This is a genomic window from Blastocatellia bacterium (assembly GCA_016713405.1).
In the GTDB taxonomy this organism is placed as follows: Bacteria; Acidobacteriota; Blastocatellia; order Chloracidobacteriales; family JADJPF01; genus JADJPF01.
In genome coordinates this window covers 432,744-445,513 of record JADJPF010000027.1, presented here as the reverse complement: position 1 = coordinate 445,513, position 12,770 = coordinate 432,744, and the positions used below count along the sequence as shown (strand labels likewise).

The following is a 12,770-nucleotide window of genomic DNA, read 5'->3' as shown; positions in this document are numbered from 1 at the left end:
GTAAATGTATGGTAAAGCTAGAAAATTTAATAAGCTTAGCTTCATTGTCTTTTGGCTATTAGCTTTTTTACTTATTTTTACACAAAGCAAAACTATTTTAGCTACTGGTCAAGTGTCTGTCTCAATTAGTAAAAAGCAAATTTCTTTGTCTGACACTGTTAATTTAACTATAGTTTTTAAGGGTGTTGGAGTTGAAAGGATTCCTCTACCTGCACTGTTTCCTAGTTCTTTTGCTATCATTAGCCAAAGTGATAAACCAAGTTTAAGCCAAGATGCTAATGGTCGTCCTATTAGCAGCCGAGTTATCCGCTACGAATTACAACCAACTGTAGCAGGTAAATTTCGCATAGCTACTTTTGCTGTAACTGCTAATGGAGAAATTTATAGTTCTTCTGGTGAAGTTTTAGAAGTTAAAGGAGGAACTAAAACATCTTCAGCATCTTCAACATTTTCAGCATCTTCAGCATCTTCAGCATCTTCAGCAAAACCTGAAAAGAGTGAGAAATTTCCTGAAAATCTACCAACACCTATTCCCAATATTCCTATTGATGTAAGACTTGTTACAGAACTTAATCAAAAACAAGCTTATGTTGGTCAATCGGTTATTTTATCTGTTAGGCTACTTAGCACAACAAGTGTAGAGCAAATTAAGCCAGCAGAAATTCCAGCTTTTGTTAATTTCTTAAATAAAGAAATTCCATTGTCCAAGCAATCTGCTGATTATAAAGAAGTTCTTATAAATAATCGTCCTTATGCTTCACAAATAATCCATCAATTTAATCTTTTTCCTACAACTTCGGGAAAGTTAACAATTCCCTCTTTAACCTATAGCATGATTGCTGGCAACGCTTCTCAAAAAAGCAAACCTCTAACAGCTAAAACTTCCTCAATTTCATTTCCTGTTATTGCGCTTCCTACTAATAATCAACCAGCAGAATTTTCTGGCTTAGTAGGAAAAAGCAAGCTAAATGTTAGCCTTAAAGACTCAGAAACCGCTGTTGGAGTCCCAACAAAATTATTAATTGAAGTTGAAAATGAAGGAAATTTAGAACTAATTAGCCCACCTCCAAACCCAACAACCCACTCAGACTTAAAGCTATATTCAGCTAAACCAGTAACTTTAACTGATGTAGAAAAGAAATTTAGTAACAAAGCTAAATGGGAAGTTGAAGTCATTGCGTCAAAAGAAGGAAAATTTACTATTCCACCATTTTCTTTTGCTTATTTTGATCCTGAGCTAAAAAAATATGAAGTTGTTGAAAGTAAACCTCTTTCCTTACAAGTAACACCTGCTACAAATATAGCTGTAAAAACTTTACAACCAACTAAGAAATCTAATCCGTTTTCTTTTTCTCCTATTTTGCGCTATTTTATACTTTTATTATTGTTAGCAGCAGGAATAATTGTAGCTATTAAATTTAAGTCATTGGCTGGTAATACTTTAGCAACTGCGAGCCCAATAACTACAAATAGCAAAGATTTGCCTAGCACAGAAGTTCAAAAACAACCTAGTCCATTTAGTCCCACTGTTAAAACCCCTGAAGTTGCACCAATACCTAAAGTTACAACAATTGCTAGTCCCAAAGTTCAAGAAAAAATTGAAAACCTTATTGTTACTAAAACTGAACCTATTAAACCTGTTGTTACTAAAACCGAACCGATAATTCCCATAAGTAAAGCAAATACAACACCTACAATTGTTAATAAACCTAAGCCTGAGACTAAAGATCTAAAGTCTGAAATTAGCCGAGCAGTTAATGTTGCTTATGGCAAGTTACATCGTGGAGATGAAAGAGCTTATGCTAAAGAAATTTTGAAAGCATTGAAGCTAGCTTGTGAACTTAAATTTGGTAAAACAACTCTTGAAATTAGCGTTGAAAAGCTTCAAGAAATACTAGAACAACATAAAGTCAATAAGGATTTAACTAGCTCTATTATAACGCTTTATCAAGAATGTGAATTACTTTGTTTTTCATCTACAGAAACACAACATGTTCCTAATAGTGAAAAAGATTTTGAACGTTTTACAAAGGTTCGTACTTTAATAGAAAAATTTGTTTCACTCCGGTAAATGAAGACTAGTGACTCGTTTTCCTGTAGCTATTTCATAACAAGCAATTTCTTTTGCTTTTAGTTGCACAGAAATTTTCTTATCTTCAAAGCTTACTATTGTTTCCAATGGTTCTTTGTGGTCATTTAATACACCTAAAAGTTTTCCTTGTGTTGGCGAGGAAACAACCCAATATTGATTATTATTTTCTTCAAAAAAAGCTAGTATTTCGCCATTCCAAGCCAAACTTTGATAAAAATGATGCACTTTTCCAGCAGGTGTTAAATGCCAACCTGGTTTTAAGTCCTCGCTAGATAACTTATTATCCATAAATCCAACTACTGTAGCTTGTCGTCCATCTGTCCAATAATTTATTGCATGATAAGGGAATGAATGAATCCAAAGCCCTGTAATTTCTGGAGTTGCTAGCAAATTATTTAATTTTCGTGCAAATTCCATTGCATAAGCATTAGTTAAATGAGGATTACCTTTTAATGAAAGGCGAATGTTATATTCTGTAACTTGGTAAGTCATTTTTGAATATTTGCGAACAATATCATTAAATTGCTTTATGGCTACTGGTGTAACACCTCGACTATAAAGATGTACTGCTCCATAAATATCATCGCTATTTTTTAAGTCTACAAGAGGGGCTAAAGTGGCTAAAGTCCGTTCACAATATTCATCACCAGTCATTTTTGTAGGGATATTGCTATCCTTACCAACAATTACAGCAACAGCAAACTTTACCTTAAATGGTCGTAGAGCGTTAATTATTTCAGCCGATTTTTGAGCATATTCTTCAGGCGGCCAAGGTCTTGGACTAAGAAAAGGCTCATTTCCAAGCTCAACAGAGCTAATTAAATTAAGCGCGTCTGCTTTTTCAAAACGTTTTAGCAAATCTACTGCTGTTTCTGGGCCTTCTTCAACGTTTACCCCTAACACAGTCTTAAAGTTATATTCTTTTATAAAATTAATAAAAACCTCTATAGGAAACCAAGGGAATTTATTAGTTAATTTTGCTTCCTGTTTTACTTTTACAGTTTTATCTAAACTTAAGTGGCTATAGTAACCATGAAAACTCATCCGCAAATCTTCAACTCCTGCATCACGTAAAGCTTTAGCTAAAATTGGTCGTTTTTCTGGAATAACCATATGAAAAATAATTTCATTAGGTGGGTCAGCAAAATTAAAATGCGCTCCAAATATTGGTTTGGGACGTGGTTGACTAGGAGTTAACTTTATTATTTGATCCGTTAAAATTAAGTTAGATTTAGGCAGATTTCCATGACAAGAAGTAAAAACCAATAAAAATAATAGTGCTGGCTTAAAATACTTAGCTAACAAACAAACTAATTTATTTATTAATTTGGATACGAAAAATTTTTGCATTTATCTGCCTCATAAACTTCTAACTTATTCAAACTACAAGATTTCCCGGTCATTTCCTACTCGACGAGTAATTTTCTGTAAATCAAAATATTCCAAAAGTGGAATAGCATGTTTACGTGAAAGCCCTGTCAAATCCTTAAAAGTAGCAACATCTAATTTACTACTTTTGTCTTTTTGTAGTTTGATGCGCTTAACGATTTCATTGATGGCTTCACGATGAAAAACAAAATCAGCTACTTTAATTAATTTTTGCTCATTAATTAATAATTGATAGATTTTACGTAATTTATTGCTGTCTATTCGCAAATCTTTAACTAACTCATCATAAGTAAGAGCTTGAAAATTTGCTGTTTTACATTTAGTCTCTATTAAGCCTTTTGTCTTGTCGTCATCAGCCGATAAAGCAATTGTATGTGTTGCAAGTCGTAAAATATCACGTTCACTAACAACTAGTTTTTCTATTGCTAATTGTTCTAGCAACATCTTAAAAACTTCTGTAGCCAAGCCCAACTTTTCACGTATTTCTTCACGATTAACACCTACTTGCAAGGGTTCTCGTTTATGAAAATCTTTTAGTCTTTTAATTATTTCTGTCTTTGACTCTTCATAACTAGTTTTAGAAAGTAAATGTTGAGTTTGAGAGTCTGATTTTATTAGCTGACCTGTTTTTACAAGTTGAGCTATTAATTTATTTAACAACTCATCTGCAAAACCGGTTCGTTTAGCTAGTTCACTTAAAGGTAAACCCTTTATTCCCAACATTTCTACAAAGAGTAATACCTGTGTTAACTCATCTGCTTTTACAAGTTTTGCTAGCCAATCTACTGCTTTAACATCTTTAAGCCTGTGCTTAATAGGTAGTGCGTCTATTACTCGACCTCCTCCAATAGTAATTTGAGGCGAATAGCTACGAATAATAAAACGATCCCCAGGTAAAGCAAAAATTGGTGATTCTAAACGAAGTTGAGCAAATATTTTTTCACCTGCTAAAAGCTCTTTTCCACCAAGCAAGATAACTCTAGCCATTATTTCTGATGTGTCATGATGAAGTCGAACACGGGTTCTTTGAACAAGTGGTCTTGATACATTAGGCAATAACTCTAACTCTACATCCAGCATAGAAGTAGCATCAAAGCGTTTAGCAGGAAGTAAAACTTGTCCGCGTTCAATTTCTTCTAAGCTAATTCCTTGTAAATTAACCGCTGTACGTTGACCTGCAAAAGCTTTTTCTGTTGCAGAATTATGAACTTGTAAACCACGAACTTTAGTATTTATCTTATTAGGCAAAATAGTTAATTCATCGCCTACTTGCAATTGTCCACTAGTCAATGTTCCAGTTATTACAGTACCAAAACCTTTAATGGTAAAGGCTCGGTCAATTGGAAGTCTTGCAACAGCAGTTAAAGTTTTTGGTAAAGTTTGGCTAGCAAGTTTAACTAATTCTTTTTTTAACTCTTCAACTCCCTGACCTGTTTTTGTGCTAACTGCAACAATTGGAGCATTAGCTAAAAAAGAACCTGCAACAAAATCTTTTACTTCTTCCCTGGCTAGTTCAAGCAGTTCTTCATCCACCAAATCAGCTTTTGTTAGTACGGTTAAACCTGTTTTAACCTGCAAAAGTCTGCAAATATCAAAATGTTCTCGTGTTTGCGGCATCACAGCTTCATCTGCTGCAATTACAAGCATTACTAAATCAATTCCATGCGCTCCTGCCAACATATTTTTAACAAACCGTTCATGTCCAGGAACATCCACAAATCCAAATCGAAAATCATCTAAAACCAAGTCAGCAAAACCAATGTCTATTGTAATTCCACGTTGCTTTTCTTCTTTTAGTCTATCAGCATCAATTCCAGTAAGTGCTTTAACCAAAGAAGTTTTGCCATGGTCAATATGTCCAGCCGTACCAATAATAATGTTTTTCATGATTTAACCAGTTTAATAAAAATGTGGACAAAAATTTTATACTCTAATTAAATTTCATTAAGTATAATAATTAGTGTATTTAGCGTAGAACTAATTTCATTGGGATTTCTTTTTTAGTTCTTAAAGTAATTAGAGGCTGCATTTCTACTTTGTAATCCTGGGGCAAAGTTAGCTGCCATTTTTGAGCAATTGTAGCCAGCATTAAAACACCTTCCATCCAAGCAAAAGGTTCACCAATACATTGTCTTGGGCCACCGCCAAAAGGAAAATAGCTATATCTTGGACGTTTTTCTTTTTCTGAAGGTGTCCAACGCTCTGGATCAAACTTAAATGGATCAGGAAAATATCTTTCATCATGGTGCATTAAATATTGACATTGAAAAACTATAGCATTAACTGGTAGAGTATAACCACCTACTTGACATTCTTTAATTACCCTTCTACCAACTAGCCAAGCTGGGGGATAAAGACGCATTGACTCTGAAAGCACCATTTCTAAATATTTTAGCTTAGGATAATCTTCTGCCGAAGGTAGCCGTCCTGCTAAAACTTCGTCTATTTCTTGCCAAACTTTTTTCTCTATTTCTGGATGTTGTGAAAGTAAATACCAAGTCCAAGTTAGCGAATTTGCTGTAGTCTCATGTCCTGCAATAAAAAGCGTCATGGCTTCATCACGCACCTGTAAATCTGTCATGCCATTGCCATCACCCTCTTCATCTTGGGCAATTAAAAGCATTGAAAGCAAGTCGCCATGGTCTTTTTTTTCTATTCGACGTTCATTGATAATACGATAAATTGTTTTATTAAGTAAATCGCGGGATTGGTTAAGGGCGCGGATTCTGGGAAAAGGAATTTTTTCTATAAGCTCTATAAATGGCAAAGTAATCATATCAAATGAGTTAACAAAAACATTCATTGCATCGCCTAATTCTTTAGCTTCTTTTTGAACATCAGCATCAAAGAGCGTTTTTGCTACTACTGATAAGGTCAACTTCATCATTTCTTCATGAATTGAAATAGTTGTGTTAGCTTTCCAACTATCTCTAGTTTGAGCAGCATAATCCACCATTACTTTTGCATAATTAGCAATTCGCTGACGATGAAAAGCAGGCTGTACAAGTCGGCGTTGGCGTTTATGTACCTCATCTTCGCTAGTAAGTAGCCCCTCACCTAAAAGTTTTTTAGAACGTTGTAACCCTCTACCTTTATGAACATTACGATATTGAGTAACAAAAACTTCTTTTACATAATCAGGTTCATTAAGAAGATAAACATCTTGTGTGCCTAACTTAAAATAAACAATTTCTCCATAAGTTCTAAGTTTGGTTAGAAATTTAATAGGATCACGTCTAAAATCCCATAAATCACCCCAAAGAGGTTTTTGCTTTGGCCCAGGTGGTCGTGATATTTTCAAAAGACATTTACTCCTAAATAATTATTCCTCATTTTTGTTTTGTGGAGGTTTATTTTTAGCGGCCAAAGCTTCTTTGTAAGCCCCTTTTGGCACATCGCCTAGCTCAATAGCTTTGTCATACTCTTTAAGGGCTGCTTCTCGTTCTTCGACAAAATCATAAATTCGCCCAATTAAGAGATGGCATTGAGAAACCAACCATTTTTCATCATTTCCCGCTGCTGCAATAGCTTCACGGTAGATTTTTACTGCCCGTGAAAGACGCTCTTCTTGAGCAGCAATTTTATCCTCATCCGAGCTAATATCATCTGTTTCTATGTTTGAAGGCTGGCTATTAACAATTTGAGCCATCCCAAATAAAGCACGAGCATTTTTTGGCTGTTCACGAAGAATTGCACTTATTTGTGCTTGGGCTTCTGTAAATTTACGCTCTTTAATTAAAGTATCAAGATCAATGATTGTTTTTACTTCTGCTTGGCGTTGTTCAACACGACTTCGAGCTAAACGAGTGTCTTCTAAACGCTTTGTTTCACGGGCAAAATCAATACTTTTTAGCATTGCTGGAAAAAAGTCGCTAATGTCTAAGCCTGCGCGTTCAAGGTCTGACAAGGTTTCATAAAAATGAAATGTTAGGACAAAACCTTGTTCATAATATTGGCTAAGTAAATAAGCTGCCGTATCAGCAGAAAAATTCTTTCCTGCTGCTCGGGCAGTTAGACGAACACCTACAGCACGGGCTAAAGATTCTCCAACTACCTCAAAAACATTACGTTTAGCCCTTTCTTTAGCATTAGGTTGCGCCAATACTAAAGGATCAATTTGCTCTTTTAAGTTAGCAATTTCTACTGACCTTTTACCAACCACTGGATCAAGAACAAAGCGAAGAAAAGCATGTCTAATGTGTTCTTTGATGGATTGTTCAGAAGCAACAATAAAATAGTCATCTCCTAAACGTCGAGACTCTTGATCAGCCCCGTTTAAGATATCATTGCGGGAAAAAATTGCTCCTGGAGGTGCTAGAGGATTAGGAAAAATTTGCAAGCGTCTTACCCTAGGCAAATATATTATTTTTTCTTTTGGCTCATCCCCTTCTTTACTATCTTTTTTATCTTCCTTTTTATCTTCTTTTTTGTCTTTTTTTATTACTACTGGATTTGGCATTACATAAGTGTCATATTCTCTAGCTAATACTGGGGTAGGAGGCAAGAATAAAACAGGTTTAGTGCGTAAATAAACTAACGTTTCATAAAGAACGTCATTAGCCGTATTTTCATAGTCATTTCTTAAGCTATCTAATATAGCTTTATATTTTGGTAGAAAATTACGAACCTGTGAACGGCTATAAAATTCTCTTACCAAATTACCAAAACCCAGTATTTCTTGAACATCAAAAGGCAAATTAACTTTTACTTGAGGATTACTTAAGGCTGGAACAGCAGATAAAGAAAGGGCTAAGCCAATATAAGGCGATATTTGCACAGCATCTTCGCGGCCAGGAATTTGATGAGCAGAATAAAATTCCCGTAATTTTTTTACCATTGCTTGAGGAGTATCTTTTAGATCCTCACGTAGATTCTTTTGAAACTCAGCAAGCTTTCCTGTTCCATCATAATTATAACCAGCTAAGGTTAGCGCGGCCATCATAACTAAAATTCTTTCATCACTAAGAATTAAAACATTGTAATCTCTTGTGTTAATGGATTCTTTTGTGTTGTTGGAATTACTTAAATTATCGGTTTGTGTTGTTTGGGCGTTGATGATGGAAGTCAAAAATAGAGATAAGATTAGTGTGAAAATAAAAAAACTTTTTTTTACCATAAAATAGACCTTTTCCAGACCCAATAAATTATCAGGTCTGGAGCTAATACCAAATAGGTCGAAGATTACTTATTAAAACTTTTTAATGCTTCATCTTCAGATGTAAATGTTTCAAATACAGTTAAAAGTTTAGTAATTGCTAGTAAATCTTGTATCTTCTTAGTTAGATTAAGTAGTTTTAAGTTTCCACTAGCATTATTAGTAGTAGTAAAACTATGTACTAACTCTCCTATACCAGAACTATCAACATAACTAACATCACCTAGATTAAGTAATATATTTTTATTATTACTATCAATAAGTTTACGGATAGCCTCGCGTAGTTGAACACTACCTGCGCCAATAGTGATTTTGCCGCTCAAATCCAAAATAGAAACACTCCCAGAAGTTCTTTGATTGATTGTTAGAGACATTGCTAGCTCCTTAAATTATTAGTTTGTTGTTTCAGAATTGACTCTTTTCTTAAGCATTTTAACGACTGTTCCACCTTGAGGATGATTAGAAAAATCTACTTCATCCATAAAAGTACGCATATAAAATATGCCACGACCATTTGGGTTTAGTAAATTTGTAGGGTCTAAAGGATCAGGTATATGCTTAGGATCAAACCCTTCTCCATAATCACGCACATAAATGATTATTTCTTCTTCACCAATAATAAATTTAACATCTACTGCTTTATTACTATCTAGTTTATTACCGTGTTTAATAGCATTAATTACAGATTCACGGACAGAAAGACTAATCCAATGTGCTTCTTCTTCGCCAAAACCGACTATTTGAGTAATGTTATCTGTCACCGAAGCTACTAGTTCTGTAAACTTAAAGCTGCTATTAATAGTTAATGCGATGGTGCTATCGCGTTGCTCCATCTGTATTATTTTATCCTTTCGCTTGTGTTAGGATAAGGGTCGCCCCAGCAATTTTGTCTAGGGCAAAACATCTTTGGTGTAACATAGGCTTTACATTATTGTCAAGTAAGAGATATTTACCTTTTCCGATTCTAAAAGCAAAAAACAAAAATTATGAAAATTTATCCAACCAATTTTATTAAAGGTGAAGTTTTTTTACCAGGTGATAAATCCATCTCTCACCGTACAGCTTTAATTGCATCCCTAGCAGAAGGTAAATCAGAAATAGAAGGTTTTGCTAGCAGTAAAGACTGTCAAAGTACACTTTATTGTTTAGAAAGCCTTGGTGTTATAGTTGAAAGACAAGAAAATAAATTATTAATTAACGGTATTAAAAATAAAACTTTTACTGCTCCAAACAAAGTTTTAGATGCTGGTAATTCAGGATCAACTATGCGGATGTTAAGCGGTATTTTAGCCGGACAGCCCTTTACTAGCATAATCTCTGGCGATCAATCGTTACGCCGTCGTCCAATGAAACGCATTGTTACACCTCTTCGCCAAATGGGAGCAAATATTGATGCTACAAATAATGATTTCCCCCCTCTAACTATCACTGGAGGAAAATTACAAGCTATTAAGTATAATATGCCTGTAGCTAGTGCGCAGGTAAAATCTTGTGTTTTATTTGCTGGGCTTTTTGCTGAAGGTGCTACAACGGTTATTGAGCCTACTATTACAAGAAATCATACTGAGCTTATGTTAAAAGAGTTTGGAGCTAATATAAAGACAGAAAGCAGTAGTATTACTATTTCAGACAGCCCATTAAAAGCTTGTCATTATCAAGTTCCAGGAGATATTTCATCAGCAGCATTTTTTATTATTGCAGCAACAATGTTGCCTAATTCAGAACTTTTGTTGCGCTCAGTTGGAATAAATCCAACTCGTAGAGCAATCATTGATGTTTTACTGTCTTTAGGTGCAAATATTAAATTTATTAACCCTAAATTACAGCATGGTGAAGAAGTTAGCGATTTACTGATTTCTTCAAGCAATTTAGTAAGTAATGACCAAAATAGACTTTTACAAGGTGACATTATTGCTAATATCATTGATGAAATCCCTATTTTATCGGTCTTAGCAACTCAAATTGAAGGCGGTTTAACGATTCGTGATGCAGGTGAGTTACGAGTAAAGGAAAGTGACCGTATTCGTAGCGTAGTTGATAATTTACGTTTGATGGGTGCAGAAGTAGAAGAATACACGGATGGATTAGCAATTAATGGAAAACAACAACTAAAGGGCTGTAGCCTTGATTCAGCCGACGATCATCGGGTTGCAATGTCTTTTGCTATTGCTGGACTAGTTGCAAAAGGTGAAACAGAAATTATTAATAGCGATTGTGTAGATATTTCTTTTCCTGGATTTTTTAAAAAACTTGCTAGCGTAACTAATTCATAAATAATCATTTATGCGAAATATTTTTTTAGTTGGCTTTATGGGTGTAGGAAAAACATCTGTTGGCAGTGTTTTAGCTCAAAAATTAAGTTATAAATTCGTTGATTTAGACAAGCTAATTGTTGAGCAGGAAAATTTTAGTATTAAGGATATTTTCTCTAAATTTGGTGAAGAATATTTTCGAGAGATAGAACATAAAACACTTGAAACTATAATTAATTATACTGATAGCATAATAGCTCTTGGTGGTGGAACATTTACCTTTGAAAGAAACCGTAATTTAATACAACAAAATGGTATTTCTATTTGGCTAGACTGTGATTTAGATGTGATCTTATCCCGCTTAAGTAATGATACTTTAAGACCTTTATATAGTAACCCTAAACAGATGCAAGAGTTATTAAACTCAAGACTTTCAGCCTATAGCCAAGCAAATTTTACTGTTGACGTTTCTAACTTAACAATTGATGAAACAGTAAACAATATTATTTCGGTAATAAGAAAATAACTTTACTTCTTATCAATAATAAACATTGGTGTAGCAGAACCACCTCCGGCAGTAACATTAAGTAATGCTAACTTAGAAAGTCTAATACCACAACCTTCTATATTTTTTCCATCCCAAACATAAGGGTCTAGGTCTAAAAATCTCTCATCAAAACGTAATTCGCCATCAATAAGGCTTGGATAGATTTCTGTGCCAAGTGGTACGCGCTCTTGAACAATGTAGGAACTTTCTAAAGCCCCTTTTAGTGTATCGCGCCATTCATCGTTAGTTGACTGCCATCCTAAAACTACGCCCTTACCGCCATATTCGCCATTTGGTTTTAGGACTAAATTATCTTTATTTTCAGCAATATAAGGAATTAAATCTATAGTGTTATTTTGATGGAGGGTTTTACATTCTCTAACTTTTCTTGTCCAAGGAATATGTTTTAACAAAGCTTCTAAAATTTCTTTTGGGTAAATATATGAATAATTCGGGTCACTAAGTAGAGCAAAACAACTTTTTTTATAGAGCATTTGTACTTGAAAAGCATTAACCATACAAACAGCTTGATTTTGAAGTGCTTCTATTAGTGGATGATTTAGCGCAAATTTAGCTAAAAATTCTCCTATTATTACCCTTTTGTAAATTAAATTTACTTGGAAATCTTCAATAAATAATTTTCCATCTTTATATTCTAGTTCGTCAGGGTCAGCAATTTTTACATTACAACCTTGTGCTTCAAAATATTCTTTACAAAGTAAAAATTCTCCATATGTGCTAACACCGCGCCAATCAATAATTGCAATATTTGGCAAGCCTTCCCCGCCCCAACGATGATAAGCCGACACTAGAGAATCAAAAATCTTTTTTCTAATAGGAAATGTTTTTAACGTGTATTTTTCCTTAAGCTTTTCAATTATTGGCATTTTTGCAAAAGTTTCGCTTAACTCGTCGCCATAAGCTAATCCGCCTGGGCTTTCTGCATTATATTCAACAAAATTAAAATCACCCTCAGGACTTAAAAAACCATCAAGTCTTCCGCTTACATCCGCTGCGCCATATTTATGATCAAATTTAATTATTGTTTCTTCCTGCTCGGTTAAGTCTACCTCTTTACGTAATTTTTCATCTGCTAATAAGCGTTGTCCTAATGTAAAAATACCTTGACTAACTAGCTGAGAAGTTTTAGAGACAAAATTATAGTTATTTTCACTAATAAAATAAGGTCTAAGTACGCTACAAACTGGACGTTTACCAAAAGCTAAATGCCTTGTTTCAGTTGCTTTTTGTAGGATTTCTTGGGTAGTTTGTAGATAGTTATCTTCTAATAATAAGTCGTGATAATACTTAATCGCTTCTTTTTCCATAATAAAC

At 34.3% G+C, this 12,770-nt stretch carries 10 protein-coding genes; 3 read left to right on the top strand and 7 right to left on the bottom strand.

All coding sequences use genetic code 11. The features are described from left to right. Window positions 1-112: 112 nt before the first annotated feature. Window positions 113-2,071, top strand: a complete 1,959-nt coding sequence (locus tag IPK14_27675) for a BatD family protein (protein ID MBK7997013.1) — start codon at window positions 113-115, stop codon at window positions 2,069-2,071. Here the strand turns inward: IPK14_27675 and IPK14_27670 are convergent. The 6 genes from IPK14_27670 to IPK14_27645 form a co-directional block, all read right to left on the bottom strand. Further along, on the bottom strand, window positions 2,060-3,442 hold the full coding sequence (locus IPK14_27670; GenBank protein ID MBK7997012.1) for a hypothetical protein: 1,383 nt from the start codon (window positions 3,440-3,442) through the stop codon (window positions 2,060-2,062). The two genes, IPK14_27675 and IPK14_27670, sit on opposite strands and share 12 nt — an antisense overlap. A gap of 33 nt (window positions 3,443-3,475) precedes the next feature. After that, a complete protein-coding gene (selB, locus tag IPK14_27665) occupies window positions 3,476-5,368 on the bottom strand; it encodes a selenocysteine-specific translation elongation factor (GenBank protein ID MBK7997011.1) in 1,893 nt (630 codons plus the stop codon). 79 nt (window positions 5,369-5,447) lie between these two features. After that, window positions 5,448-6,776, bottom strand: coding sequence for a cytochrome P450 (locus tag IPK14_27660; protein MBK7997010.1), 1,329 nt, complete (start codon window positions 6,774-6,776; stop codon window positions 5,448-5,450). A 27-nt stretch (window positions 6,777-6,803) separates the two neighbouring features. Beyond that, on the bottom strand, window positions 6,804-8,597 hold the full coding sequence (locus IPK14_27655) for a hypothetical protein (protein MBK7997009.1): 1,794 nt from the start codon (window positions 8,595-8,597) through the stop codon (window positions 6,804-6,806). Between the two features lie 65 nt (window positions 8,598-8,662). Next, window positions 8,663-9,010, bottom strand: a complete 348-nt coding sequence (locus IPK14_27650; protein MBK7997008.1) for an STAS domain-containing protein — start codon at window positions 9,008-9,010, stop codon at window positions 8,663-8,665. An 18-nt stretch (window positions 9,011-9,028) separates the two neighbouring features. Then, the gene (locus IPK14_27645; protein ID MBK7997007.1) at window positions 9,029-9,469 is read right to left on the bottom strand and encodes an ATP-binding protein; all 441 of its coding nucleotides are present in this window, start codon (window positions 9,467-9,469) and stop codon (window positions 9,029-9,031) included. A 153-nt stretch (window positions 9,470-9,622) separates the two neighbouring features. On the opposite strand from IPK14_27645, the gene aroA reads away from it, so the two are divergent. Continuing rightward, window positions 9,623-10,909 carry a 3-phosphoshikimate 1-carboxyvinyltransferase gene (gene aroA, locus IPK14_27640; GenBank protein MBK7997006.1) on the top strand — a complete coding sequence of 429 codons (1,287 nt, stop codon included), beginning with the start codon at window positions 9,623-9,625 and terminating at the stop codon, window positions 10,907-10,909. Window positions 10,910-10,946: 37 nt separating this feature from the next. Continuing rightward, window positions 10,947-11,414, top strand: coding sequence for a shikimate kinase (locus IPK14_27635; protein MBK7997005.1), 468 nt, complete (start codon window positions 10,947-10,949; stop codon window positions 11,412-11,414). A gap of 2 nt (window positions 11,415-11,416) precedes the next feature. On the opposite strand, the gene IPK14_27630 is transcribed toward IPK14_27635, so the two are convergent. Beyond that, on the bottom strand, window positions 11,417-12,763 hold the full coding sequence (locus tag IPK14_27630) for a hypothetical protein (GenBank protein MBK7997004.1): 1,347 nt from the start codon (window positions 12,761-12,763) through the stop codon (window positions 11,417-11,419). Between the last annotated feature and the right edge of the window lie 7 nt (window positions 12,764-12,770).